This is a genomic window from Paenibacillus sp. UMB7766-LJ446, from assembly GCF_030226665.1.
GTDB lineage: Bacteria > Bacillota > Bacilli > Paenibacillales > Paenibacillaceae > Paenibacillus > Paenibacillus vandeheii.
On record NZ_JASOYM010000003.1, the window covers coordinates 520,465 to 547,058 of the forward strand.

General features: G+C 46.6%; 23 protein-coding genes. 12 read left to right on the top strand and 11 right to left on the bottom strand.

Features of this window, described 5'->3' with window-relative positions:
* Positions 1–44: 44 nt before the first annotated feature.
* The 3 genes from QP794_RS10375 to QP794_RS10385 all read left to right on the top strand — a co-directional run bounded on the left by QP794_RS10375 (position 45) and on the right by QP794_RS10385 (position 2,502).
* A complete protein-coding gene (locus QP794_RS10375; RefSeq protein WP_285076206.1) occupies positions 45–1,091 on the top strand; it encodes a bifunctional transcriptional activator/DNA repair enzyme AdaA in 1,047 nt (348 codons plus the stop codon).
* A gap of 83 nt (positions 1,092–1,174) precedes the next feature.
* Positions 1,175–1,954, top strand: a complete 780-nt coding sequence (locus QP794_RS10380; RefSeq protein ID WP_285076208.1) for an isocitrate lyase/PEP mutase family protein — start codon at positions 1,175–1,177, stop codon at positions 1,952–1,954.
* A 32-nt stretch (positions 1,955–1,986) separates the two neighbouring features.
* On the top strand, positions 1,987–2,502 hold the full coding sequence (locus QP794_RS10385) for a hypothetical protein (RefSeq protein ID WP_285076210.1): 516 nt from the start codon (positions 1,987–1,989) through the stop codon (positions 2,500–2,502).
* A 94-nt stretch (positions 2,503–2,596) separates the two neighbouring features.
* Here QP794_RS10385 and QP794_RS10390 read toward each other — a convergent pair whose 3' ends face one another.
* The 7 genes from QP794_RS10390 to QP794_RS10420 form a co-directional block, all read right to left on the bottom strand.
* Positions 2,597–3,298, bottom strand: a complete 702-nt coding sequence (locus tag QP794_RS10390; RefSeq protein ID WP_285076212.1) for a hypothetical protein — start codon at positions 3,296–3,298, stop codon at positions 2,597–2,599.
* Positions 3,295–4,170, bottom strand: coding sequence for an ATP-binding cassette domain-containing protein (locus QP794_RS10395; protein WP_285076213.1), 876 nt, complete (start codon positions 4,168–4,170; stop codon positions 3,295–3,297). Before QP794_RS10395 ends, QP794_RS10390 begins: the two co-directional genes overlap by 4 nt.
* Entirely contained in the window at positions 4,167–4,547 is a 381-nt protein-coding gene (locus QP794_RS10400; protein ID WP_079348227.1) for a GntR family transcriptional regulator, read from the bottom strand. Before QP794_RS10400 ends, QP794_RS10395 begins: the two co-directional genes overlap by 4 nt.
* 98 nt (positions 4,548–4,645) lie before the next feature.
* Positions 4,646–4,816, bottom strand: coding sequence for an aspartyl-phosphate phosphatase Spo0E family protein (locus QP794_RS10405; RefSeq protein WP_076287270.1), 171 nt, complete (start codon positions 4,814–4,816; stop codon positions 4,646–4,648).
* Positions 4,817–5,056: 240 nt separating this feature from the next.
* Positions 5,057–6,439, bottom strand: coding sequence for a transcriptional regulator (locus QP794_RS10410; RefSeq protein ID WP_285076219.1), 1,383 nt, complete (start codon positions 6,437–6,439; stop codon positions 5,057–5,059).
* A gap of 274 nt (positions 6,440–6,713) precedes the next feature.
* Positions 6,714–7,631, bottom strand: coding sequence for an aldo/keto reductase (locus QP794_RS10415; protein WP_285076221.1), 918 nt, complete (start codon positions 7,629–7,631; stop codon positions 6,714–6,716).
* Positions 7,632–7,805: 174 nt separating this feature from the next.
* Positions 7,806–8,696 carry a diacylglycerol/lipid kinase family protein gene (locus QP794_RS10420; RefSeq protein WP_285076223.1) on the bottom strand — a complete coding sequence of 297 codons (891 nt, stop codon included), beginning with the start codon at positions 8,694–8,696 and terminating at the stop codon, positions 7,806–7,808.
* Between the two features lie 494 nt (positions 8,697–9,190).
* Between QP794_RS10420 and QP794_RS10425 the strand changes: the two genes are divergently transcribed.
* On the top strand, positions 9,191–10,708 hold the full coding sequence (locus QP794_RS10425; protein ID WP_285076225.1) for a leucine-rich repeat domain-containing protein: 1,518 nt from the start codon (positions 9,191–9,193) through the stop codon (positions 10,706–10,708).
* 171 nt (positions 10,709–10,879) lie between these two features.
* Here QP794_RS10425 and QP794_RS10430 read toward each other — a convergent pair whose 3' ends face one another.
* A complete protein-coding gene (locus tag QP794_RS10430; RefSeq protein WP_285076227.1) occupies positions 10,880–11,794 on the bottom strand; it encodes an AraC family transcriptional regulator in 915 nt (304 codons plus the stop codon).
* Between the two features lie 124 nt (positions 11,795–11,918).
* Here QP794_RS10430 and QP794_RS10435 point away from each other — a divergent pair, with 124 nt between their 5' ends.
* Complete coding sequence (locus QP794_RS10435; RefSeq protein WP_285076229.1) at positions 11,919–13,256, top strand: glycoside hydrolase family 30 protein; 1,338 nt, start codon at positions 11,919–11,921, stop codon at positions 13,254–13,256.
* Between the two features lie 103 nt (positions 13,257–13,359).
* Here the strand turns inward: QP794_RS10435 and QP794_RS10440 are convergent, their stop codons facing one another.
* On the bottom strand, positions 13,360–14,322 hold the full coding sequence (locus QP794_RS10440) for an endo-1,4-beta-xylanase (protein ID WP_094938252.1): 963 nt from the start codon (positions 14,320–14,322) through the stop codon (positions 13,360–13,362).
* A 321-nt stretch (positions 14,323–14,643) separates the two neighbouring features.
* Between QP794_RS10440 and QP794_RS10445 the strand changes: the two genes are divergently transcribed.
* Together QP794_RS10445 and QP794_RS10450 are read left to right on the top strand one after the other, a co-directional pair.
* Positions 14,644–15,828: an MFS transporter gene (locus QP794_RS10445; protein ID WP_285076233.1), complete on the top strand. Its 1,185-nt coding sequence runs from the start codon at positions 14,644–14,646 to the stop codon at positions 15,826–15,828.
* Between the two features lie 328 nt (positions 15,829–16,156).
* The gene (locus QP794_RS10450) at positions 16,157–18,445 is read left to right on the top strand and encodes a 5'-nucleotidase C-terminal domain-containing protein (protein WP_285076235.1); all 2,289 of its coding nucleotides are present in this window, start codon (positions 16,157–16,159) and stop codon (positions 18,443–18,445) included.
* Positions 18,446–18,557: 112 nt separating this feature from the next.
* On the opposite strand, the gene QP794_RS10455 is transcribed toward QP794_RS10450, so the two are convergent.
* A complete protein-coding gene (locus QP794_RS10455) occupies positions 18,558–19,244 on the bottom strand; it encodes a hypothetical protein (protein WP_285076237.1) in 687 nt (228 codons plus the stop codon).
* A gap of 36 nt (positions 19,245–19,280) precedes the next feature.
* Positions 19,281–20,219 (bottom strand): macrolide 2'-phosphotransferase, encoded by a 939-nt coding sequence (locus tag QP794_RS10460; protein ID WP_285076239.1) that lies wholly within the window; start codon positions 20,217–20,219, stop codon positions 19,281–19,283.
* Between the two features lie 435 nt (positions 20,220–20,654).
* Here QP794_RS10460 and QP794_RS10465 point away from each other — a divergent pair, with 435 nt between their 5' ends.
* The 5 genes from QP794_RS10465 (at position 20,655) to QP794_RS10485 (ending at position 26,525) form a co-directional block, all read left to right on the top strand.
* Complete coding sequence (locus QP794_RS10465; protein ID WP_285076241.1) at positions 20,655–21,011, top strand: hypothetical protein; 357 nt, start codon at positions 20,655–20,657, stop codon at positions 21,009–21,011.
* 67 nt (positions 21,012–21,078) lie between these two features.
* Positions 21,079–21,690, top strand: a complete 612-nt coding sequence (locus QP794_RS10470; protein WP_285076242.1) for a TetR/AcrR family transcriptional regulator — start codon at positions 21,079–21,081, stop codon at positions 21,688–21,690.
* 98 nt (positions 21,691–21,788) lie between these two features.
* On the top strand, positions 21,789–22,742 hold the full coding sequence (locus QP794_RS10475) for an SDR family NAD(P)-dependent oxidoreductase (protein ID WP_285076244.1): 954 nt from the start codon (positions 21,789–21,791) through the stop codon (positions 22,740–22,742).
* 123 nt (positions 22,743–22,865) lie between these two features.
* The gene (locus QP794_RS10480) at positions 22,866–24,311 is read left to right on the top strand and encodes a DEAD/DEAH box helicase (RefSeq protein ID WP_285076246.1); all 1,446 of its coding nucleotides are present in this window, start codon (positions 22,866–22,868) and stop codon (positions 24,309–24,311) included.
* A 396-nt stretch (positions 24,312–24,707) separates the two neighbouring features.
* Positions 24,708–26,525 carry an AbfB domain-containing protein gene (locus QP794_RS10485; RefSeq protein WP_285076491.1) on the top strand — a complete coding sequence of 606 codons (1,818 nt, stop codon included), beginning with the start codon at positions 24,708–24,710 and terminating at the stop codon, positions 26,523–26,525.
* Positions 26,526–26,594 lie beyond the last annotated feature (69 nt).

Consider the following 26,594-nt stretch of genomic DNA (forward strand, 5'->3'; position numbering starts at 1 on the left):
AATATCCGTAAGGTTAACTCTACTGAAGTAAGGACGTGCGCCCAATGATTTCTGCTGAACTGAAAGAACAATACTATCAGGCTCTGGTTGCCAAGGATTCGGAATACGAAGGATTATTCTATGTCGGGGTCAAGACCACGGGTGTCTTCTGTCGCCCTACGTGTCCTGCTCGAAAGCCGAAGTTCGAAAACTGTGAATTCTATGAGACGGCGCAGCAGGCATTGCTTGCTGCGTATCGCCCTTGCCAGCGCTGCCGTCCGTTATCCCATCCCAATCAGGTGTCGGATGTCGTTCGTGTTTTGGTGGAAGCCGTAGAGAACCATCCGGAGAAACGATGGAAAGGTCAGGACTTCAAGGCATTATCCATCGACGAATCCACGGCCAGACGTCAGTTCAAAAAGCGATTTGGCATGACTTTCGTGGAGTATGCCCGCGCCCGGCGCATGGGGCTGGCCCTGAAAAATATTCGCTCCGGTCGTACGGTTATTGATGCCCAGCTATCCACCGGTTATGAATCCGGCAGCGGGTTCCGGGATGCCTTCTCGCGAATCATGGGCGCAGCGCCCACACAAGTGGATGAAGAGCATGTATTGAAGGCGTCCTGGATCGATACACGTCTAGGACCCATGATGGCTGTAGCCGATGAGAAAGCATTATATCTGCTCGAATTCGTGGATCGCAGAGGTCTGGAGCGTGAAGTGGAACGATTGCGCAAACGCACGAAGTCAGCCATTGTACCTGGAATAACAGAACCCATTCGTGCAATCGAACAGGAACTTACGCAGTATTTCGAAGGCACATTAACTGTATTCCACACCCCGTTGTTCTGGTTAGGAACACCATTCCAAAAGAGTGTATGGGAGCAATTGATTGCAATTCCGGCGGGAGAGACGAGGTCATATCAGGATATCGCGAATGCACTGGGTAAACCAACAGCATGTCGAGCGGTAGCACAGGCTAACGGAGCCAATCAGCTGGCTATCGTTATTCCCTGTCACCGTGTAATTAATGCCAGTGGTGAACTCGGCGGATACGGCGGTGGGCTGACGCGCAAAAACTGGCTTTTAACTCATGAGAAGCAAGAGACTTGAGCATCTAGTACCCAAGAAGCAAGAAAGAACGAAAGCAAGTATTGTGAAGCGGCTTACAGCAATATAACGAGGAGCGAAACCATATGAATACCCTACAAGAAAAAGCAGCGATATTCCACGAAGCCCATGTGAAAGGCAATCCCTTGGTGCTGGTCAATGTGTGGGATGCCGGAAGCGCACAAGCCATCCAGTCCACCGGCGCCACAGCAATTGCTACCGGAAGCTGGTCTGTAGCTGCCGCGCATGGTGAACCAGATGGAGAAGCAATGCCCTTCCAACTGGTACTCGCCAATCTGGCGCGGATCACCAAGAGCGTCGAACTGCCTGTAACGCTCGATATTGAGGGAGGGTATGGCAGGTCTGCGTCAGCAGTGAAGGAAAATGTGAGCCACGTGATCCATCACGGTGCGGTAGGAATCAATATCGAAGATCAACTTCCGGATGGCGCAGGACTGTACGATGTAGAGGAGCAATGTCTAAGACTATCGGCCGCCCGGGAGGCAGCGGAGCAGGCAGGCATTCCACTGTTCATTAACGCCCGCACAGATATCTTTTTGCAAAATGCACCTGAACGACACAATCATGCTCTCCTGGAAGAAGCGCTTATTCGTTCCAAGGCTTATGCAAAAGCAGGGGCCAGTGGCCTGTTCGTTCCAGGCTTACAGAATCAACTACTGATTCAGGAATTATGTAAGCGTTCGTCGCTTCCGGTCAACGTGATGGTTACATCACATGAGCCTTCACCAAAACAACTTGGCGTGCTGGGTGTGGCGCGCGTAAGCTATGGTCCTTATCCTTATCTGCAAGCGATGGAACACCTGAAAGAACTGGGGCAAAGTATTCTATCAGGAACTATGTTATAATCACCACTACCCAACACTAACAGGAGGAAAATATGCTTAACGTTGAACAAAAGCTTGAAGTGCTACAATCGTATCCCCAACTGCAACGAAAAGATGTTTCTCTCGGTCGTGTTAATTTTCACTACGAAGATAGCGCGTATGATAAAAAGATTGTTGCTTTCCATATTCATCCTAACGGTAACGGTTATATCTATGCAGGGCTGCTGCCCAACTATGAGACCGATGATAAAGGATTCGTCAATATTCGGGATTACTCCGAAGCAGACCTACGGACATTGTTAGATGAAACGATCAAAGCGATGTCTTACAATCCCAACGCAGCAGAATCCAAAGAGCCAGAACAAGTAAAAGCTGCTCCTACATTGGCTACAACCTCTGTTGGTGGCGGAACATGGGTCGATGAAGATGGACATACACTTACCTTAAAATATGAAGATGACATGTGGTATGTGTATTCCGGTCTTAATCTGGATATGGCTTTCGAATCTCGCAGCGAAGCTGGCGAGTATCTCAAAGACGAAGGATTTAAACCACAAGCTCAAGCTTAACTTATACAAAAAAACACGAGGCGTGTTATACTCACTCGTGTTTCTTTGATTTCAATGGATAGTTAGCCTGGATCTCCTTCATCAAAAGCGTCTCTTATCCATCTTTTCTGCCTTTCATTGTAAGCGGCGCATTCTTCATCATGGGGTATGTGCTCAGAAGCAAAGCACCTCCAATGGCCCCCAGAGCAGTGAACAATGCGATGAGATTGACATTCGTAAACCACTGGAACCACACGCTCAGATCTGATAGAACAATTACCAGCGTGACGATTAAGCTAACCCCAAAGAACAGGACGAAAAAATTACGCATCCCCAATCGAATCCAACAGACAGTTGAAAAGATGGATAATCCCAACACCAGGAAACCAATCATCAGATCAAGCCATAGATAGGAAAAAAAATGATACTCACTTGAATACAGCATGCCTGGTTGATAAAAAGTTACTCCAAGCGTTCCATATTCATGGAGAAGATGCATGATGAAATAGATGACATTCAGTATCGTAATTGTTCCTACGACCATCCATACCGAAATGTTATAGAAGGATTTCATGAACTGAATTCGTGTACTGCCCATACCTATCGCAACCGGAAACAAAGTGATGATCCCCGCGATTGCAAAAGCACAGATCCCTCCGTACATTGGACCAAATAATTGCGTCGTATACGACACATCAAATATGAATCCAATAGCTAAATAGACGACTGTAAGCATGAGTGTAATCGACGAGAAAATCATTAAATACCAGCGCATATCATCCAGAATCAGCCGGTTCGTACCTTTCGTTGCGTTCATCGCTTAACCCCCTCTTGATTACGGGTCCTGTTAATCAAATAATCTTGTAGTGTCGCCTTCTCAATGGAAAACCCTTGTTCATGAGCAATGTCCTTCCACACTTTGGAGTACGGCTCATCAATCATCACTCTCATGGTCGATCCCATCTGGGAAGATTCTATAACCTCCACGTCAGCTGTGACACGTTTGATATCATCCATTCCCCCTGTCAGAAGAACTCCTTTTTCACGCATCTCTTCCATGGGCTGATTAAGTAACACTTTTCCCGCTTGTAGAACGATGAGGGACTCACATAGAGGCTGAATCTCCTCAATATGATGGCTTGATATTAGAATTAGACGCGGGTTATCTTCATAAGTCTCCAGTAAAGCATTGTAGAAGTATTTACGTTTCTCAGCATCAAGTCCATTGGTGGGCTCATCAAGAATCGTTACTCTTGCATTACTGGAAAGACCCAATATCATCTGGGCAGCGGTCTTCATGCCTTTTGAGAATTTGGTGATCTTCTTCTTCACGGGTAATTCGAACATATCAATTAATCGCTCCGCAAAGGTCTGATCCCACTGAGGATGGAAGTATTGACCGAATCGAACCATGTCGTTGATCGTCCAATTTCTACCCAGGGGATGATTCTCCTGGATATAACACAGGTTCTCCTGCGCAGCCAAGTTGTTGTATGGGTCCTGGCCCATCACTTGGATGGTCCCAGCATCAGGTCGGTTATGGCCTGCGAGCAGACTCATCAGGGTTGTTTTACCGGCACCGTTTCTTCCCCACATTGCACTAATGGTCGGCTCACTCTCATGTAAAGTCACATTGTTAAGCACGGGCGTCTCTTGATAGCTGTAGGTTACCTGCTCGATCTGAATCATAACTCACTCTCCTTATCCTTCTTGCCTCGGATCAAATCAATAATCATGTCCTCATTCATGTGAATCCGTCTGGCCTCTTCAAGTAAAGGCTTGATATATTCTTCGTAGAAATGCTGTTTTCGCTCAACAAGCAGCGCTTCCCTAGCTCCTTTCGCAACAAACATGCCAACACCCCGCTGTTTATAAATGATACCTTTGTCCACGAGCGTTTGAAGCCCTTTTCGTGCCGTGGCTGGATTAATATTGTAAAAGCGAGAGAGCTCATTGGTTGAAGGGACCTGTTCCTCCACCCTCAATCTGCCGTCTACAATGTCATCCATAATCATCATGGATATCTGATGAAAAATAGGCTGAGATTCATCCAAATTCGATTTCATGCGATTCCAACTTTCATCCATCGTTAATTAGTTAGTCGGTTAGTTACTCATGTGACTAACTATAGTACACAGAAACCAATATGTAAATAGGCGAACCCCTAATTGATCAATTTTTTCATTTTGGCTCGATTGTATTGATTAATAAGACCGTCCAAAACTACAGATTGCTGGATGACTTCAGGATGAAGCAGACTGCCGTATTCCGACTGCAAGCGGTGAAGCTGTTGTCTGGCTTCTTCGATCTGTGACATTAACTCCAGGCAATCCATAGTACCCCTCCTTTTTGTCATATTTTAGTTTATTATGCCAATCGATAGGCCGCAAGGGGTACGACATACTTATTCTTCCACCAGACGCAAAAAAAGACGCCTCTGAATGAATATTCAGAAGCGTCCATTACCCATTTTTAAGTTCCGAATCCGTGGTCAGCAGTTCTCATAATTGTGGGATCTGGAACTTCGTTGCTTGAGACAGGATCCGTAGCAGGAGCTACAATGTAAATAATAATACTACATGTAGCTATCAGCAAAGCCAACTTTCTCTTCATTGAGTTTCTGCACCTCACTAATGATCAATTTGTATTGCTGTTTCGCCGTCTCAGTTGCAAACTCCCTATATTGTTCAAACAGTCCGACACCTCTAAGCATACCTCGTCCACTGCTAATTTCAATAGAGAATCGCAAACTATCCAGAACAAATTGTATCCCTGTGAAATACTCATCTTTCTTTAGATAATACGCACCCAGATCCGCTAATAGACGTAGATATCGATCATCTGTAACCTGTCTGCTGACTTTTCCGATTCGGTTGCTTTGTTCCTGGTACGTAAAGTAAGATTCATACTGTTCGAGTACATCATCAATATTTTTATCATAGCGGTTTGCAGCAGTCACAATATCACAAAGCGCAGGGAAAATCTCATTTTCTTTTGTTGAGATGTAATTCAAATATTCAGGTAACACCTCAAACTGTCCGCTCATTAATTGATATATATAACGGTTGCCCTCAGCCCATTCCTGAAACTGATTCATGACTACCATTTCGTCCTGATCAGGGTTCTTCACCCAGCTGTTATCCGTATATAAAGAAACATATTTAAGGGCGCCTTGATAGTCCTTAAGTTGATAACACGCACTTCCTGAAGCCAAATAGGAATACAAAATGTAGAACACAATAGGTCTCTTTGTTTCTTCCTGTTTCCTTCTCCCATTCAACTCATAATGGATGGTTGCTTTCACCTTTAACTTCTCGGACAGCTCCTGCACTTTATTCCATCTATGCAAGGCCCCAAAGGCATTAATCAATTCGTTGAGCGCATCCAGCTGATAACGTTCATCAAGCCGGTCAACATAGTATTCGAATTGAGCCGCGATAATCAGATTTCGTTGCTGATCATTGGTCAGTCCCAGCCTGAAGAGTCGATACTGACATAGTGCAAGCCGTTCGGAGTGTTGCATTTTCTCACTTTCGGCTATCGTTTCATATAGTAGAACGGCCGGTTCGAAATTACCGGCATGGTAGAATTCTTCAGCCAGATCAAATAGCAAAGGAATATAAGATAGATTATCCATCATCAAGCGGATAACCTCTTCAATACAGTTCAATTTATTCAACTCAGCACATCGATGAAGGAATGGTCCCAGTCTTCGCCAGTCAGGGGCAGCATGGACAAAACACTCATCTATGTACAATTCATAGAAGTAACCTTCTTCAAGTCTCATAGCTGAAGTGATTCGATCCAGCTGCTGCATCGCAATCGGACGATTCTTGTTCAAAATATTGCTCAGCGTACCGGAGTTAATTCCTGACGTTTCCGAAAAAAGACTAATGGACATCTGCTCACGCTTCAGATAACTTTCTAAGTGATCGCGTATCGTGGTTGTCGGCTCCAAACTAACACCACCCTCCAAAATAAAAAACCATAAACAGGATTAACGGTATGCAAAAGTAATTATATGTAATAATTAAGCAAGGGTCAATAAGATAAATTCAACTAATTTGTATTAATTACAAAAAAATCCTTTTGTTAAAATAAAGGCCCTACCCTTATTTTATACCGGGAAAGGACAAGCATCAAATAAAGGATAAAATAAAAACACGAGCAGCATATGCGCTCGTGTTTTACATGCAATATAGCAGAACGATCTGCTATATATTACTCTTGGTTTAAGGCAGCACATTGCCAGCTGCACGATAGATTTCGTACCACTCCTGGCGCGTAAGGTGAACATCGCCAGCTTTGATACAATCTTGCAAACGCTGGATGTTCGTTGTGCCTGTCACTGGCTGCATATGAGCAGGGTGACGCAGCAACCAGGCAATCGCCATGGTCGTGTTGCTCACTTCATATTTTGCAGCAATCTCATCGATCTTCGCATTCAGTTCCGGGAACTTGTCGCTTCCCAGGAATACGCCTTCGAAGAATCCGTATTGGAACGGGGACCATGGTTGAATTGTAATATCATGCAGGCGGCAATAATCAAGAATACCACCATCACGGTTAACCGCGGCATCATTCTCCATATTCACGTTGATTCCGCTGTCAATCATCGTGGTGTTGGTAATACTCAATTGCAACTGGTTCGCTACCAGTGGCTGTTTAACGTATTTTTTCAACAGTTCGATCTGGTTCGGATTCTGGTTGGATACCCCGAAGTGACGCACTTTGCCTTCGCGCTCCAGCTGGTCAAAGGCTTCAGCCACTTCTTCCGGTTCAACCAATGTATCCGGGCGATGCAGCAACAGAACATCCAGATACTCGGTTTTCAAGCGTTGCAGAATGCCATCCACCGAATTCAAGATATGCTCTTTTGAGAAATCAAACATGCCTTTGCGGATACCGCATTTGGACTGAAGAATCATATTTTCACGAATCTGGGGATTCATCTGCACAGCCTCTGCAAAGATCTCCTCACATGCTCCGTTTCCATAAATATCAGCATGATCGAAGAAGTTCGCGCCTGCTTCCATGGCGGAATGAACAAACTGTTCTGCTTCTTTGCTGCTTAATGAATTAATTCGCATGCAGCCAACGGCTACAACCGGTATTTCGAGTGCGCTGCTGCCAAGTTTAATTGTTCTCAAGATGATTTCCCTCCATATTCGAATAGTATCGTACTCTAATGCCCATAATCATTGCCAACTGGTATATACTTGTCTTCCGTCTATGATTGTGACACAGAACTGCAATCGGTTTCAATGGAATTATAGAATTCTTATATGGAATAATGGAGGTTTTTTTCTGCATCATTCATCTGCTTACACTTCTTCCGGGACGATCACTTCAATATGCTGAGGCAATACACGGATTCGAATGGGCAGGGAAGGCCCTTCCTCTCCATCTACATTCGTGCGGATGGCATCCGTGGAACGGACATGAACTTCTTTTGCCGTAAAATAGTCAACATCCTTATGGTTCTTCAGATTGCCAAACAGCAGGGACGTTCCGAGTGTAACTGTATTGAAGACGTTCATGCTACGGATCACAAAACAATGAATTAACCCATCATCTACCGCTGCATCCGGGGACAATTTCTCAAAACCTCCAACCGAATTCGTCAGCGCCGCGAGAAAAAGAGGAGATTCCCCCTCCCAAAACTGCCCGTCATACTCAATGGTTAGCTGCTTGGCGGGTGTGTTCATCAGGTCTTTCAATCCTTCTTTCAAATAAGCAAATGAACCCAGCTTCGACTTTTCTTCCGACGATACTGAGAACAGCGCCTCTGCCAATGAACCGGCTGCCACCACGTTGGCAAACAGACGATCATTAATTTTACCGAGGTCTACCCTATGAACCTGCTCCGATCGTAACTGTCGAATGGCTTCTTCCGGGTCAAGTGAGATATTCAGCGCACGCGCAAAATCATTCACCGTACCCAGCGGCACCACACCCAGTCTGGGACGATGTTCCTGATCCATCATGCCGTTAATCGTCTCATGCAGTGTCCCATCTCCTCCGATGGAAATGACGAGATCACTGCCGTCTTGGCAGGCACTCAGGCAGTAGTTGGTCGCATCGCCCTCCCCGGCCGTTTCATTAATCACCACTTCATACTGCTGTGATTCAAGAATTTCTTTGACTTGGGACACATACTGCTTAGCTTCTTCTTTACCGGACGATGGATTGCTAATGATCATGGCTTGGCGCATACCTGCATCTTCTCCTCCAAATGGCATTCTTTACTTCATCTATACCCTATCTGCCATGGAGTTGAATACGATCTGGGGGAGTTGTACAATTTTTTTTGAAAAAGATGATCGGAAGAGTGCAGTATGGGGCTGGTATCATATAGAATAGAAGTAGATGTTCTGCCTGTCATGAATTTCATGTTCCTTTTGCCTAATGACTGGTTAATAACTATAGATGTGTTTTTATTCGTGCCTGCATAAGTTAAACTGATCCATTTACACTTACCACTCCGAGGGCAGAACAACCTTCAGATCCCTGTTATCCCCGGATTTCTTTGATTCCCTTTACTAAAGGGAGAAATCCCGTGATAAAGGTGACCGCTTCGCTTCTTCTGGTTTTTTCTGCCCTCTCCGTTATCGTGTAAATATTGTACTTACCTTATATATCATCAAAGAACTCAATCTGTTCGGAGTATTTTATAATCTCAAAATCGGAATCGGAGGGAAATCATGCAATGAGAAGAATGACTCTACTATTTCTAGTATTCATCCTGAGTCTCGGGGCGGCTGGGCAAGCGATGGCCTATACTACTGCAGACTTGGGCGAAGGAATCATCGAAGACCCTGCACTGGAGAACGGACTGAAACTGATCTTGAACAAACCGGTAGATTCCCCTCTAACCTCATCCGATCTGGAGCAGCTGAACGTTGTGGATCTGAGCAATGCAGGCATTCAAAGCCTGGCCGGTCTGCAATACGCCACGAATCTGACTCACCTCCGGTTATATGGCAATGAGATTGACGATTTAACACCGCTGGAGCATCTGACTCAGCTTCGCGAGGTTGACGTTCGCAACAATTACATTACATCCATTGATGCACTGGCTGATCTGAAAGACCTGGGACGGCTGTATATCAGCAACAATTCCATTTCTTCCATAGAAGTTGTACGTGGATTCAACCGACTACATACGTTTCACGCCAGCGGTAACCAGATTACGAGTCTCTCCGCACTGGCTGATGCAGATGATCTTCAATGGCTTGAAATCTCGAACAATGAGATCACGGACCTGACACCACTGGCGGATAAAAGAAAGCTTAAACAGCTCAATGTGGCCAACAACCATATTCAGACACTGGATGTACTGGCTGATCTGCCGAATACACTTCAGAAGTTGAATGTGGCAGGCAACGAGATTTCCGATCTGATGCCACTGGAGCATATGACACGTCTACAGACGCTGGACGTCTCCGGGAATCAGGTCCAGCATCTGGCGCCCCTGGAGAGCCTGATTGGGCTTAAAGAACTGAATGCGGAGTCCAATCAGATCTATGACCTGGTGCCGTTACGGCAGCTGTCCAAGCTGGAAGTGCTGAAGCTGTCCAACAACCGAGTGTGGGATCTGACACCCATTGCCGGATTTACTTTTACAAGAAACAGCTCTGCTAATGCCATAACGGATATCTCGACCTCCACCTCCTTGTCCTCGGGTACTCAGACTTCGGTCTCCGAGCCGGAACCTGCCGGATTAACGGTGCAAAACAACTACCTGGACGTCGCTAGCGGCAGCAACACGATGCGCCTTCTAAATCAAATGAACGTACGCGAGCAGAAGCGCACCCCGCAAGGCAGATTCCAGCGACTGGTTGAAGGGTCTACAACCGCCTATGTGGGTGATCAGGCATACGCGCTGGAGGCTGCGCCTTTTATCGAGGATGGACGGACCTATGTGCCGCTTCGCTTTGTCTCGGAGCAATTGAATGCCAGCGTGAACTGGAATCCGGATACACAGGAGGTACAGATTGCGCAAAATGACACGGTACTTAAGTGGACGGTGGGCAACAAACAGGTGAGTATAGATGATACTCTTGCGGTAAACGACGCGCCTCTGTTGATGAGAGATGGCAAGGCGTTTGTCCCGGTACGATTTATTTCGGAGCAATTCCATACGACGGTTGGGTATATCGGAAGCAGCAAAACGATCCTGATCTTTGAAAACAAAGCACAGGACGAGAGTGTACCACAACCTTAATTAACAAAAGTATAATCAAGCACCACGCGCTTATCTCTACTTATCTCAATGCACAATCCATTCATATGCCATCCATGCAGCTTCTTGCATGCACAGCGAAGTCCCCGCCTGAATCGTCAGCGGGGATTTTTGGTGCGCATTAAATTGGATGTGGGCACGCGGGAATTCGGTTTATTCAAAAAAACGGATGCTGCCCATCGTCTGTCTGTATTCACTGGGACTCATGCCAGTCCATCTTCTGAATTGCCGGCTGAAGTGAGCAAGACTGGAATATCCGAGCATGGCGGCAACCCGGGTAAGGTTCAAATCAGGTTGATGGATCAGCTGCTTGGCCTCGTGGAGCTTCAGCTCGGACAAATATCTGCGCGGGGAGATGCCATATACTTTCTGGAACGTCTCCAGTGCATATCCAGGGCTGATTTGCAGTGAAGCAGCGATCTCTTCAATCCGAATCTCCTTATCCCCCAGCCCTTCCCGCTGAATGTTACTGGCACTGAAGCGGCTTTTGATTGCCTCGGCAATCAGTGTTGCATAGTGCGCCACAGTAGGCGATACGGATTCTTGAGAACGGGAGGAGCTTTGCTCTGCCAAGATCGCCAGAATCTCCAGCAAACCAGCCTGCATGCGGAACAGATCTGCCGTTGTATATTCTTCTTTTTGCTGAAGAAGGTTCACCCATTTCATCATCACTTCCGTCAATCGCTGATTATCCTCGCTGCCATTCGGGAACAACAGCTGAACTTGTCGACTCATCCCTTGCCGAAACAAAACCTCGTCCACATTGAAATGGGCAATAAAGTAGGTCAGCCCCTTCTCCTGATTGCATTCATTGGTATGCTTGCACCCGGGTGGGATAAGTAATATATCTCCGTGATGAAGGTCATAACGGATGTTCTCCAGTATTGTCGTTTGTGTGCCTTCCAGAATCAGAATTAATTCAAAGGCCAAATGGGATTCCTGCGGCACATGCCAGCCTTGGTTCACCTTCTGCATGTGAGCACCAAACAGCTTGACGTTCCAATCCGTCGCAGGCAACCACCGGCTCTCGGGAGATAGATAGGAACGAAATGGTTCAGGGATGATCATGAATTACACCACCTTGGTTTAGGGCAAATTTTACACGGTTCAGCGTATCTGCTTTTGAAGCGGGACTTGATATACTGACTGTACTGTACAACATACCTGAGGTTCAAGCGAGGAGGAAATTCCTATGTCTCTTACGTTACACGGCTATTCCACTACACCCAATCTTTCGTGGAAAGAGATTTCTTATACAATCACAAATGAAAGCGCTAATCTAAAGCTCACAGGTGAACAGCATCAGCTTGTAGAAGGATTTGGCGGCTGCTTCAATGAGCTTGGCTATATGGCCCTGTCCCACTTGAATGAGGAGCAGCGACATGAAGTCTTTCATTCCCTCTTTCACCCGGAAGGCGAACACAAATTCAACATCTGCCGCCTGCCAATCGGCGCGAGTGATTATGCAGAACAATGGTACAGCCACAATGAGGTGGACGGCGACGTGGCCATGGAACATTTTTCGATTGAACGTGACTTCAAATACCTAATTCCCTACATCAAAGAGGCCCTGACCTATAATCCAAATCTGCAATTCTTCGCCTCGCCTTGGAGTCCGCCAACCTGGATGAAATCGCCGAAAGCCTATAACTACGGTACGCTGCGCTGGGAGAAGGAGATATTGGAGGCGTATGCACTGTATTTCGTCAAATTCGTACAGGCTTACCGTGAGGCAGGCATCACCATCCATCAGGTTCATGTGCAGAACGAAGTCATCGCGGATCAGAAATTTCCTTCCTGCATGTGGACTGGCGAGCAGCTGCGTGAGTTTATCGCCGATTATCTGGGCCCTGCTTTTGACCAGCATGGTCTGGAGACGGAAATCTGGCTGGGTACGATCAACGCGCCTGACCCATGGGAGGAACTGATCAAGAAAAAAACGAATGATTTTGACGAATACGCCGGACTGGTGCTTAGTGATCCCAAAGCGTACGCCTATATCAAGGGAGTAGGTTATCAGTGGGCAGGCAAAAATGCTATTCAACGCACAGCGGCAAGCTACCCGGAGCTTCGATACATGCAGACCGAGAATGAGTGCGGCGATGGCAACAACTCGTGGAACTACGCCAAGTATGTATTCAACCTGTACCAGCACTATTTCAGCAATGGAGTGAATGCATATATCTACTGGAACATGGTTTTGGAGCCAAAAGGCCGAAGCACGTGGGGTTGGGAGCAAAACTCGATGATTACAGTAGACCCGGATACGAGTGAGGCCATTCGAAATCCCGAGTATTATGTGATGAAGCATTTTGCCCATCATATTGTTCCTGGTGCACGAAGAGTGGGTCTGTCTGGAGCCTGGAGTGGCAAATCGGTAGCATTCCGCAATCCTGACAACAGTCTCGTGATCGTCATCAACAATCCGTTCAAGGATCCTCGTGACTTGTGTTTGTCATACGAGGGGCAGACACTTAAATTTGAGTTGGAGGCTGACTCCTTCAATAGTATTGTTATCTCGGAAGGCTAGAAAGAAGATATAAACAGAATTAGCGCCTTGCTCCGCGGCTTGACTGCGGAACAGGCGCTATTCTGGGATGCAGCTGATAACGTCAGAGCATGATTATGAGAACTTAAGGATTATTGGCAAGATAATTTCTTAGCCATTGCATTGCTGGACGCTCTGTACCATTGCTGTTCACCAGATGGGAACCGTTAACCCAGGTTTGACCCTGATTGTAACCCCACAGTGTCACACCTTTGACAGCAGAATGCTGCCACAGCACAGGGAACTTCTGCTGATAGCGCTGTAACTGCGTGTTATCGTCTCCCGTTATGTCCAGTTCGGATACATAGATCGGCAGACCTGTTGCAGCCAGCTTGTTCAGCACGGTGTTCATCGTGCTTACGGAGACGTTATCCATATTAAAGTGATGCGCCTGAATACCGATGCCGTCAATCAGCCCTCTACTCTTCAAAATATTAATTATCTGTACATATTGATCCGCCGCGTTCGGGTCACCGATAATACCATATTCGTTCAGCAGTAGCTTGGAATTAGGAAAAGCTTGTCTTGCTTGTTGGAAAGACCAAATCACCCAATCCCAGCCTGTTGCTCCATCCCCTCCAATGGCATTGCGATAGGAAGGCTTGGCATGCAGCGGTTCATTAACCACATCGACAAAAGCCGCTTTGGAATAACGCTGGCCAGCAGCCTGAATCCACTGTGTCACTTCAGCTTTCTGATCGGCAGCGGAGAGGCTGTTAATCCACGACGGCTGCTGGCTTCCCCATACAAGGGTATGAAATTTGAATGGAAATCCATTGTTAACCGCATAGTTATACGCCATGTCGGCCTGAGACCAGTTCATGTTATTGCGCGTGCCTTCCACTGCATCCCATTTGGTTGAATTCTCCGGCGTCACCTGATTCCAATATGGACTAAAATTCGAGGGAACACTGCTTGCAATAATATTGCCCAGAAACTTGCTGCCTTTCGCCAAACCTGCACTTACACTTCCGACGGCTACTGATGTGGCAAGCACACCCACTAACGCTAACGCACCCACGGTCTTAAACCATTTGGACTTGAACATGATCTTCCTCCTTTAGTTTTTAATAGTTGAAAATCTAGTAAGCGTTTACATTCATCATTTTACTGGATATATTTGTAATTATCCATGTAGAAAGTATAGCTTGTCCCTAAGAAAGTATAGATATTGGGTACTAGCATAATAACCTAAACAAAGACGTTACACTTTATTATATTTACAAATCTATAAATATAGATATAATGTAATTCTGAGAACTTATTATATCGGCCATAATTTTATACAGAGGCAAGGAGGTAATTTTTCACTTCAATATATCTACTTATCTATATATATAAAAATGAATTTGGAGGTCCACACTTTACCATGAAATCACAACAGGTTAACCCGCTGCTCATCCTCATTCTCGCATTGGGTGTATTCGCCATCATCACTACAGAAGTAGGCATTATTGGAGTGCTGCCCTTGATCACGCAGAAATTCAATATCACCGCTGCACAAGCTGGATGGCTGGTAAGTATTTTCGCGCTAGTCGTTGCCGTGTCTGGCCCTTTCCTGACTTTACTCGTATCTGGTATCAATCGTAAAACCATTTTGTTAATTGCTGTGCTGTTGTTCGCCATTTCGAATGTAGTATATGCCTACACAACCCGCTTCGACATGATGTTAATCTTTCGGATTATCCCGGCCATTTTTCATCCGGTCTTCTTCTCCGTCGCTCTCGTCACGGGTGCCAAGCTGGTCCCACCGGAAAAAAGCAGTCAGGCGGTTGCCAAAGTGTTTACCGGAATCACTGCCGGCTTTGCGTTTGGGGTGCCCCTAACTTCCTATCTTGCCGATCGATTCTCGCTGGAAGCTGCGTTCTGGTTCGGAGCGGCTGTCAGTATCATTGCTTTCATCGGTATATTGATTTGGCTGCCATCCATGCCTGTGCAGGAGAAGATGTCTTATGGCAAACAGATCAGCGTTTTGCGTAAACCTGCGCTGTGGCTTAATATTGCCGCTGTCATTTTTATTTTTGCAGCGATGTTCTCTGTATACAGTTATTTCGCCGAATACCTTGGGCAAGTCACCCGTATGGACGGTTCATGGATTAGTGCGATGCTCTTGGCTTTTGGTGTTATTATGATCGCCGGAAACTTGGTATTCGGACAGCTTCTGCATCGGAATATTCCGAGAACCGTTCTCTTCTTCCCGGTGTTATACATGGCCGCTTATTTACTCGTTTTCTATGCAGGCTCCTATTTCATTCCTATGATTATCATGGTATTCGTCTGGGGTGCGATTCACTCTGGTGGTCTGATTGTCAGCCAAACCTGGCTTACGACGGAATCTCAGGAAGCACCGGAATTCGGAAATAGCCTCTTTGTCTCTTTCTCTAATCTGGGAATTACCCTTGGTACCTCCATTGGCGGCTGGTTCATTGCCCAACTCGGAATCCATCAGGTCATCTGGAGTGGAATCATCTTTGGTTTGCTTGCTTTGGTATCCATCGTTGTCAAAATAAAATGTTCCACCTCTCGTAGTCGTAGTTCAATTGAAACGGTATAAGAGTTAAGGGCACAGTTGGTCTGGAGCAGAGCGCTATCTCTCCTCCATAACGAGAAAACCCTTCTTCATCAGTAACATTTTCATACTGAAGTGCCAAGCTTCATATACAAATAAATATGATTTGGGTGTTGCTGAGGAAGAAGTTTAAACATATAGAAGAAACGTGTAGGGACTGCTCCGATCATTCCTTGAAGTGTTTCCATGAAATGATTAAGAGCAGTCTCTTTCATTTGTCATTTTGTGGTTTACATTTACCAAATGTTTATCTAGTATTAACTCCAATGACACATATCTTTACATAACACTAGATAACAAGGGAGATTACAACATGCGCAAATTTTCACCGAAACGTTATGCCGGGTGGCCCTTATCGTTCCTTTTATGTGCCTCCATCCTCTTTGCACCCTTCGCTGCCACTCCGGTTCAAGCTGCCGAAGCAGCCAAGGAAACCAAGATTACGTTGCTCGGCACATCGGATATTCATGGCCGATTTATGCCATGGGACTACGCTCTGGACGGTCCGAATCCGACGGGCAGCATGACGCAGTTGTATACGATCGTGAAAAAAGTACGTGCTGAGAATCCGAATACAATCCTGCTGGATGCAGGCGACATGATTCAGGACAACTCGGCTGAACTGTTTAACGATCAACCGCAATCTCCCATGATGGTCGCAATGAACGAAATGAAATATGACGCATGGGTGATGGGAAATCATGAATTCAACTTTGGACTGGACGTATTAGAGAAGATTTCCTCACAGTTCAAGGGACAACCCTTGGTAGGTAACATTTTCAAAGAAAACGGCGACCGCTACATGCCAGCCTATACGATTATTGAGAAAGACGGTATCAAAGTTGGTGTCATCGGAATGAACACACCTATGATTACCGAGTTCGAGAAAGGTACGGATCACCTGGACGGCATCATTGTCAAAGATCCGGTGGAAGAGACCAAGAAGGCCATCGCCGAGCTGAAAGGCAAAGTGGATGTCATGGTTGGACTCATGCATATGGGACTGGACAACGAGAACGGAAACCCGGGCACCGGGGTGACCGATATCGCCAACGCCAACCCCGAGCTGGCTGCCATTTTTGCCGGACATATGCATACGCTGATTGAATCCCAGACGGTTAACGGTGTACTGATCTCCGAGCCGAACAAATACGGTTCACACATTTCGCGAATCGATCTGACGTTTGCCAAAGAAGGCGACAAAGTTGTACTGAAAAGCAAGGAAGCTCAAGCACTCGCTGTAAAAGCAGCCGACGGCTCCTATGAAGTGTCCGATCCCGGACTGGAAGATACACTGCATCCGTTCCACGAGTTCGCTCGTGCCGATGCCAACATTGAAGTGGCTGAACTGAAAGGAACCAACCTGGTGCCAGCGGATGAGATCAAAGGCATTCCTGCCGTGCAGATTCAGGAGACACCCCTCTCCGACTTCTTCACCGAAGTTATGCTGCATTTTAGCGATGCCGACGTTGTTGCTCACCAGATCGATAACGATAAGGCCAAGTTGGATGTCGGACCGATCAAAAAGAAGGACATTGCATTCAACTATCAATATGCCTTCGGAGAAGTAACGGTATATGAAGTGACCGGACATGATCTGAAGGACTACATGGAATGGTCTGCGGGTTATTTTAACTCCACACGCCCTGGCGATGTGACGATCAGCTTTGATCCGAAACGGCGCGCTTCCAAATATAGTACCGACGACTTCTTCGGTGGAGTGACGTATGAGATTGACCTGACCAAGCCTTACGGCAGTCGGATTACGAACCTCAAATACAGCAATGGGACAGTGATTAAAGAAGACGATACGCTGAAGCTTGGCATGAACGCCTATCGGATGGAAGCACTAATTGCCAAGGGTGGCGCATTGGAAGGCCGTAAGTTCAAGCAGCTGTGGTCCTCCAAGGATGCTTCCGCATTTGGCGAGATTCAAGGTACGATCCGTAATCTGTCCATTGCTTACTTGAAAGATGTTATGAAAGGCGTCTACGAGCCGAAAATCCAGCACAACTGGAAGATCACCGGCGTAGACCTGACAGCACCTGCACGTGCTGATATTGTAGAGTTGATTAATGATGGCATCATGTCTGTTCCGACAACGGAGGATGGCAAGTATACCAACATTGCGTCCATTAACATTTTGGATGCGGTGACTGAAGAAGAAATGACTGCTCTTGCCGCCAAAGCGAACGTAAGTATCGCGAAATTCTCTGGCGTGAAAACCAAGGGAGAGTTCTATCAAGAGCTGAATAAAGCTCGCAAGGCGTCCACTGGTAGCGGTGAGGAAGAGACTACACCTGAGAAACCAACGACACCAACGGTACCAAAACCGACACCAGACACATCGAAACCCGGCAAACCATCCACTTCACCAAGCACAGGTAAACCGGGTACAGTCGTAAAAGGCAAACAAGCCAAGGTTACTGCTGCCTACCTGAACGTACGCTCCAGCGCTTCATCCAAAGCCAAAGTGGTTACTGCCGTACCAAAAGGCACTGTCCTTGAGGTGATCAGTACAGACAAGTATGGTTGGGTAAAAGTGAAACTGGATGGCCGCGCAGCTTATGTATACGGAAAATATGTAAGTATGCTGAAATAGAATGACAGTTTACGACTCCAGATAATGAATCAATTTGATAAGAAAGGCCTCTCCACAATTCATGTGGAGAGGCCTTTTCTTTTTTTTGATTCTATGGGTCATGCGTATACCTTTACTCCTGCACCAAGCTTCGAACCATTTTTACAAACTGCTCCAGCCTGATTCCATTCGTTTGTTTGGTGAATTCAAGTGCCTTGTTCGAGAACCCCCCATAGGCAGAAAGGACATAATCGCCATCAACGATATAGTACGTACCATAACGAGAGAAGGAATAACCTCCTCGTTGCTCGGCCTCTACTCCCTTTTTGATCGCTGTGACTATTCTCTGTCCAGGTTTAAGTGTTGGCTCAATCCCTGCAAACGCTGCGTTATAGAACAGAAACGTCTCCTTGGCTACATCTCCTCCTGTAATGACTTCCTGCACCTCTATTTCGTAAGAGATGAACTCAGCTTCGTAGGGAGTCATCCCCATACTCTCCTGCTTTTCTGTCATTTTGCGTTCGGGTGTATCTGGTTCGGTGGTCAACACCATACTGAAATTTGGCAGAACACTCACAACCTCTGCCACCACAACTGCATCTGCAAAGTCCATGATCTCTTTAAAGGTCACTTTCTTCATCCATGGAGTCACAAGAGACTGTGGCGATAGTGGATACTCCTCCCTCAGTTCCTGTATCCGATCTTGGGAGAGAACATCTAATTCATCATCTTCCGAGCTGGAAAAAGGGGCCGAGCAACCCAATAGACCGATTGTTAACGTGATTGCAAACAACAAACACACTACACGAAGTTGTGTCACGCGCCCTTCTCCTTACTGGCGTTTTCTCGCCTTCTATTAATCCCGCTTCACATCCCAGCTTGCAAGCATACCTCTTGCCATTTCCATATTGGACTCTTCCCCAGTGATTAGTGCAAACTGTGCAACGATTGCCGGGTATGCCGCCCACTGCTCCCGAATATGCTCCAGCATCCGGGGCCATGTCCTTCCCCCTGCTTTCTCATAGCGATTGAGTAAATCCCGCAACCCTTCCTCTTCAAAGAGCGCATAATAGATGACAAAATCCTTTCCCGGATCGGCAATCTCCGCCTCAGTCCAATCAATCAGCCCGGTTACCCGTTGGGTATCGTCGACGATAATATGCGGCGGATGCAGATCACCGTGATTGAACGTTGAGTGCTCAGGCCAATAGCTGTCCGTTGTCAACCACGCTTCCCACCGCTTAGCCAGTAGATCTGGCACCTCAAAACTCTGTTTTATCTCCTCCATATTGGCTGCAAAAGCTTCACGAGCTTCCGTAGGCGTCTTGCTTCGCACTCCGCCCTTTACCGCCTCATCAGGATCAATGTTGTGCAATGCCGCGAGTGTTGCAGCGAGCGAATCGAAAAAATCATCGGATAAGCTTTCCTGCGGAAATCGCCATGCATATCCTCCCCCTGCCGGATCAACGACCGCAATCGGTTCTCCATCAAGTAAAGGATAAGCGATCAGTTCCGGCGTACAAATCCGCCATTCCGGTACCTCTACTGGCAAATGGCTTTTTATAACCTCGAGCACCTTGCGCTCATTCTCGGCCCGCTCCCATACATCCTCGCGCCGTGGCTGGCGCAGTATCCACTGTTGTCCCTGTTCATCGGTGGCAAACGCTACGCGAAAGTCCATACCTGACTCATTGATTTTCATGGATTCCTCAGCAATCCAAAGCCCATTCTGCTTAGCTAAAGATGTTAATTTCTTTTGAAATTCCAAATGCTCATTCACGTTCGATTTTGTCATATCGGGTAATCCCCTTTTCCTCCATAAAATTAAAAAACACAGACATTCATTCATGCCTGTGCAGTCCATTTCGAAAATTGGGTATACCTGAATGCTCGCGGAAAAATAGTAGTACATAAAAGAACCACTCTAGAAGAGCGATTCTTTCACGACTAGCGGCATACGTGTAAATAGGCAAACCGATCCCGATGAGCTGCACACAGGCAAAAATACAGCAAGCGTAAACAAACGTTTCGCCATACTATCTCACTCGGATAAAATTTGCCACACGTATCCCTCCGTTCTGTAAGTTACCTATATGTTAACATATTCCATTTTCTAGTTCCAGATCAAATCGAAGAATTTCCGTTCTTTTTTCAGCGATGTGCAGGAACTTTGATGGCTTAGAAATCGTCATACGTATAGCTACACTACAAAAAATGAGGTGAGCAACAAATGTCCATTTTACGAAGATTATCTTTATTACCGCTTATTTTGCTTCTCCTAACGTTAGGATGTTCTGAAGAAGATGCGGAAAAGAGGGAGGGGAAGCCAGCTGTAAGTGGGGTAATTACGGATTTTTATGAAGAAAAGGGACAAGTCCTCATCAATAATGAAGTAGATAGCGGTATTGAATCAGGACCCATCTTGATTTCACTTCATCCAAATGCCGAACTCATCATTGAAGGAGAGACCGTCACTGTACCTTTGGATGCAACACTAGTTGGTCGAAGTGCTGATGTATGGATAGGTAACTCCATTGCAACATCACTCCCTCCCCAGGCTGGCGCTATGAGGATGGTCATCCATTAACACAAGATTGAACAGATGATATGTTATAATAACGAAATAATCTTATAAGGAACGGGGAAGGATTCGCATGGACGCTAAGCAACCCCCAGATCAGGAGAATCCCATTTCTCGCGGTCGACCAAGGAGTACAGAAGTTCACAAACGCATACTGGATGCCACGCTAACCTTACTTGGCGAAGTAGGTGTGGAGAAACTGAGTATGGAGTCTGTCGCACAGCTCGCAGGCGTAGGCAAAAGCTCAATTTATCGGCGTTGGAGCAGCAAGGAAGCGCTGGTCGTGGATGCACTGGAACGTGTCAAGCCAGAGTTCAGCACAGCTGTACAAGGCGAACTACATGAAGTGTTGTACAAAATGGCCCTAAGTTTTGCCCATCAGATGAACAATCCGCTTGGGAAGCAGATGCTCTCTTTGCTGATTTCTACCCTATCTGGCAGTTCACAGATTTCAGAGTCGTATTGGGAAAACCATTCACTGCCGAAGACCAAGGAAATCTCCAGTCTACTTGAACGTTATATCCCGAAAGAAAAACTCCGTCAAGATACAGATCTGGATCTGGTGTCTGATTTTATAATCGGTTTTATTATGTACCAGCTCTTGCTCAAACCAACTTCTTCCGATCTGGATAACGAACTGAAACGCGGTATTGATATGATTTTAAACGGAATACAACCCAAATGATTGAGGTCCCGCTAATTAGCAGGACCTTTTTTTATTGACAATTAACGATACGATACAGTATCGTATCTAATATAAATTCATTCAAGGGAGTGTAATCCATGAGTAAACCCAATAAAACAGTGATTATTACAGGCGGTAATACCGGTCTTGGATATGAATGTGCCAAAGTGATCGCTTCATCTCAAAAGTGGCATGTCGTTATTGCTTCTCGCAGCCTAAGTAGAGGAAACGCTGCAGTGCAGACGTTGATCCAATCTACGAGTAACCCCAATATTTCGGCTATGGAGCTAGACTTGGCTTCAACGGCATCCATAAGGAAACTTGCAGCGCAATATATACAAACCGATCTTCCACCCCTCTATGCCATCGTTTGCAATGCCGGGTCTCAATTTGTGCAAAATACACAATCCACTACGGATGGTGTCGAGGCAACCTTTGGAGTGAACCATCTGGGGCATTTCCTGCTCGTCCGCTTGCTGCTTGAGTCGCTTCAGGAACAGGGGCGAATAATCGTTGTATCCAGTGACACGCATGATCCCGGAGCCAAAACCGGTATGCCCGCTCCTCGCTATGCTCATCCCAATATCATGTCTGATCCAGCCCAGTCCGATCAATTACTTTCAGACCTCTCTCCTTCTGCCCGGGGACAACTACGTTATACAACATCGAAGTTATGCAATTTGTATTTCACATATGAACTCGCCCGCCAAGTCCAACAATCTGGAAGAACTGTTGCCGTCGCTGCATTTAATCCTGGGATGATGCCTGGCAAAGGTTCCGCTCTCGCCAGAGAGTATCGCCCGCTCCTTCGTTTCATGTGGAATTATGTAATGCCTCTGATGCGTTTCTTTAATGCTGGCATACGCACCACCAGACAATCAGGAATTGACCTTGCAAGTCTCGTATTACATCAACCTATAAGCGAATTGAAGGGAACGTACTGGGATGGACCGCAGAAAATCCCTTCTTCCGAGGAATCCTACAGCCCCGAACGTGCCTTAGAATTATGGGACTGGAGTTCAGAAAGACTTGGTTTGCATCATACGATTTAAACATCATTGTGAATTACTCCGTTAACCCACCTATATATAGAGTATAATGAAGAGGTATATGATAAGTGTACGGTGCAATGCTTGTATGTAGAGTATTCAAAACTAACGTAAAAGAGGTTAACGATGAGTAAGCAACAATTTAAAGATTATGGACTTGGCGAAGAAATCGTAAAAGCGCTGGATAGCCTGGGTTATGAAACCCCGACGGAGGTTCAAACCAAAGTGATTCCAGTAGCCCTTGATAATAAAGATCTTGTGGTCAAATCCCAAACAGGCAGCGGAAAAACAGCCGCCTACGGCATTCCGCTCTGTGAGCTGGTGGATTGGAACGAAAATAAGCCTCAGGCTTTGATTCTCACACCAACCCGCGAGCTGGCTTTGCAAGTTAACGAAGATATTACCAATATCGGTCGCTTTAAGCGTATTAAAGCAACCGCACTATACGGTCAGTCCCCTTTTCATGTTCAAAAAGCGGAGTTAAAACAAAGAACGCATGTCGCTGTAGGCACACCTGGACGGGTACTGGACCACATCGAACGCGGCACCCTGCCGCTGGATCGCATCTCCTACCTTGTCATTGACGAGGCCGATGAGATGCTGAATATGGGCTTTATCGAGACGGTGCAAGCCATTATTCAGGCACTGCCTAGCGAGCGAGTGACGATGTTATTTTCCGCTACGTTCCCGGAAGATGTAGCCAAGCTATCACGCAAATACATGAACAATCCGGTGGAGATTGAGATCAAGGCAAGTGGTCTTACCACAGCCACGATTGAACATGCTGTGATTCACGTTCCAGAGGTGAACAAAACGGCGCTGCTTCAGGACTTGTTCATTGTCGAGAATCCGGATAGCTGTATCGTGTTCTGTCGTACGCAGGAGAACGTGGATAAGCTGTTCCGTGTCATGGCTGACCTCGATTATCCAGCGGATCGCATCCATGGAGGTATGGAACAAGATGAGCGCATCGAAGTGATGAATGCATTCAGAAGAGGACAATTCCGTTACCTGATTGCGACTGATGTAGCCGCACGAGGTATTGATATCACGAATATTACCCATGTCATCAACTACGATATTCCTTTGGAAAAAGAAGGATATGTGCACCGTACAGGCCGTACGGGTCGCGCAGGGAAAACAGGTAAAGCCTTTACTTTGGTTACACCGAAGGATGGCAGACGTCTGGCTGAGATCGAATCCTATATCGGATTTGAGATCCCTGTCGTTAAAGCTCCTTCCGAGGAAGCTGTTGACCGTCGCCGGGAAGAGTTCGAGAAGCGATTGAAGATTGTGCCTGAACGCAAAAAGGACAAGCGTGAACAGCTGAACCAGCAGATCATGAAGCTGAACTTCAACGGTGGCAAGAAGAAGAAGCTCCGTGCAGTAGACTTCGTGGGTACCATCGCCAAGATTGAAGGCGTTACTGCAGACGACATCGGGATTATTACCATTCTGGATAATGTAACCGATGTGGAGATTCTGAACGGCAAAGGCCCTCTCGTGCTTGAGGTTATGCAAACGACAACGATAAAACGCATGCAGCTCAAGGTTCGCAAAGGTCATAAATAACTCCCGTCACCTAAGGTTAATTCCATCTTATTGGAAGTATAACTGAAGTTTTTCTAGGAAAGGTTCTTTGGTAAAACCATATATGAAATAGACTGGCGAGTCTTGGGACTCCCGGTCTTTTTGTCTTTACAGCCTGAATGTTGGACGGTTACAGTACAAGGCCAAAGCGACAATTCCCGATTGATACAATTCTCGGTGGATAAATGACTCGCTATTGCCGCTCTACACTGGTAAAAGCCCCATTTGTTCATTGGAGTATACATTGTTCACTTGTACTAGAATTGATTTTTATTACAATCAAATTGTAAGCGCTCTATATTAGTTCGAACTTAGGAGGTATATCCAATGGGTAACAGGAAAGCAGTCTGGTTTCTAGTCTTCGCGCTCACGCTAACCATGTTTGGCCTTCACCCCGAACGAACTAGCGCCGCAAGCGTGACCATCACCAATGGTTCCGATTGGCTGGATACCGCTGGCAACCCGATTCAGGCCAATAGCGGAAACATTCTGAAAGTCGGCAGCACATATTATTGGTACGGCGAGCATGCGGTCAGCGGCAAGTTTGACAGCGTTAACGTCTATACTTCAACCGATCTGAAGAACTGGACGTTCAGCAATGCCATCCTGACCAAGGATTCTGCAACTGAGCTGGCCTCCAGCAAAATCGAACGTCCCAAGGTCATCTACAATGCCTCCACGAAGCAATATGTGTTATGGGCTCATTACGAGAACGGCACGGACTACAATCTAGGGCGGGTCGCGGTGGCGACCAGCAGCACACCCAACGGTAAATTCACGTATGAGGGCAGCTTCCGACCATTGGATTATGAGTCACGTGACATGACTGTTTTCGTAGATACGGATGGTACAGGCTATTTGATTACAGCCTCCCGCAAGAATGGCGGGGCCAATGATACGATGGCTATTTTCAAAATGAACGCCAGCTATACCGGTGTGGAATCCTTTGTGGGCTGGCAATTTGAGAATGCCTATCGTGAAGCTCCTGCCGTTGTGAAAAAAGGCAATCGCTACTACCTCTTCACCTCCCAAGCTGCTGGCTGGTATCCGAATCAGGGCGCGTATGCAACCGCATCGTCCATGACAGGCACGTGGTCCGCTCTTACACCTTATGGCAATCCATCGGCCTTCGGCTCTCAAATCCATGATATTGCCACGATTACAGGCAGCAACACCACATCCTATATTTATATGGGCGACCGCTGGAATCCACTCAATCTTGGTGAGCATAAGCACATCTGGCTGCCACTGACCCTGAATGATTCAAACGGCAGTGCCTCAATGGAATGGTACAAAGAGTGGAATATCGATGCTGTAACAGGCACGGTAACGCCACCTTCTCTTGTGAACCACGCCCAAGGCAAAACAGCTACCGCCATCTCCACAGCCTCCGGCTCATCTGCATCCAATGTCAATGATGGCAATTATCAGACCTCATGGGCCGCTTCGTCCAATACTTGGCCCGCCTGGTGGCAGGTCGATTTTGGCGCACCGAAGACCATTACGGAGATCGATATCTCTTGGTTTATGTATAAAGGTTCAGAAGGCTATTATAAATACAAAATTGAAATCAGCAACGACGGCGTCAACTACTCCACGCTGGATCGAACCAGCAACACTACCTATGGGTTTACAACCGACGCTGTTCATTTCACCGCCCGTTATGTACGCATTAATATGGTCAACGCTGTCCTGTGGAACAACCCGGGCAACTGGTACACCCCAACCCTGCATGAGGTCAAAATGTTAGGGCCAGCAGCACCTGATGCGACAAATTACAGCCGTTTCAGCTCCTTCAATTATCCGGATCGGTACATCCGTCATTCCAACTTCACTGCACGGATCGACGCCAATGTCTCACCTGTACTGGATTCCCATTTCCACGTCGTACCCGGCTTGGCCAGCTCTACAGGCATCTCACTGGAGTCCATCAACTTTCCTGGCTACTTCCTGAAGCGCAACGCCAGCAACAAAATCGTACTTGAGGCTTACGCGGATTCAACCGCCTATAAAGGAGATGCCACGTTTCTGAGCAGTCCAGGCTGGACAGATAGCGCCAAAGTCTCGCTTCAGTCATACAGCCAGCCTGGATATTACATCCGGCATTACGACTATGTATTGCAGCTGGACGCCATCAATGCCTCCAGCAGTGCATCGGTGAAGGGCGATGCTACATTTGGGCGAACTGATTTTTAGTTTAAACATTGGGGATGAGCGCTGAGCGTTCTGCATTTCAGGAAAGGGGTCCCTTCTTCAGTTTCATAA

Coding starts and splice junctions, on each gene's coding strand:
- QP794_RS10375 (WP_285076206.1), top strand. CDS start 45: ATGATTTCTGCTGAACTGAAAGAACAATACTATCAGGCTCTGGTTGCC.
- QP794_RS10380 (WP_285076208.1), top strand. CDS start 1,175: ATGAATACCCTACAAGAAAAAGCAGCGATATTCCACGAAGCCCATGTG.
- QP794_RS10385 (WP_285076210.1), top strand. CDS start 1,987: ATGCTTAACGTTGAACAAAAGCTTGAAGTGCTACAATCGTATCCCCAA.
- QP794_RS10390 (WP_285076212.1), bottom strand. CDS start 3,298: ATGAACGCAACGAAAGGTACGAACCGGCTGATTCTGGATGATATGCGC.
- QP794_RS10395 (WP_285076213.1), bottom strand. CDS start 4,170: ATGATTCAGATCGAGCAGGTAACCTACAGCTATCAAGAGACGCCCGTG.
- QP794_RS10400 (WP_079348227.1), bottom strand. CDS start 4,547: ATGAAATCGAATTTGGATGAATCTCAGCCTATTTTTCATCAGATATCC.
- QP794_RS10405 (WP_076287270.1), bottom strand. CDS start 4,816: ATGGATTGCCTGGAGTTAATGTCACAGATCGAAGAAGCCAGACAACAG.
- QP794_RS10420 (WP_285076223.1), bottom strand. CDS start 8,696: ATGCGCCAAGCCATGATCATTAGCAATCCATCGTCCGGTAAAGAAGAA.
- QP794_RS10425 (WP_285076225.1), top strand. CDS start 9,191: ATGAGAAGAATGACTCTACTATTTCTAGTATTCATCCTGAGTCTCGGG.
- QP794_RS10430 (WP_285076227.1), bottom strand. CDS start 11,794: ATGATCATCCCTGAACCATTTCGTTCCTATCTATCTCCCGAGAGCCGG.
- QP794_RS10435 (WP_285076229.1), top strand. CDS start 11,919: ATGTCTCTTACGTTACACGGCTATTCCACTACACCCAATCTTTCGTGG.
- QP794_RS10440 (WP_094938252.1), bottom strand. CDS start 14,322: ATGTTCAAGTCCAAATGGTTTAAGACCGTGGGTGCGTTAGCGTTAGTG.
- QP794_RS10445 (WP_285076233.1), top strand. CDS start 14,644: ATGAAATCACAACAGGTTAACCCGCTGCTCATCCTCATTCTCGCATTG.
- QP794_RS10450 (WP_285076235.1), top strand. CDS start 16,157: ATGCGCAAATTTTCACCGAAACGTTATGCCGGGTGGCCCTTATCGTTC.
- QP794_RS10460 (WP_285076239.1), bottom strand. CDS start 20,219: ATGACAAAATCGAACGTGAATGAGCATTTGGAATTTCAAAAGAAATTA.
- QP794_RS10465 (WP_285076241.1), top strand. CDS start 20,655: ATGTCCATTTTACGAAGATTATCTTTATTACCGCTTATTTTGCTTCTC.
- QP794_RS10470 (WP_285076242.1), top strand. CDS start 21,079: ATGGACGCTAAGCAACCCCCAGATCAGGAGAATCCCATTTCTCGCGGT.
- QP794_RS10475 (WP_285076244.1), top strand. CDS start 21,789: ATGAGTAAACCCAATAAAACAGTGATTATTACAGGCGGTAATACCGGT.
- QP794_RS10480 (WP_285076246.1), top strand. CDS start 22,866: ATGAGTAAGCAACAATTTAAAGATTATGGACTTGGCGAAGAAATCGTA.
- QP794_RS10485 (WP_285076491.1), top strand. CDS start 24,708: ATGTTTGGCCTTCACCCCGAACGAACTAGCGCCGCAAGCGTGACCATC.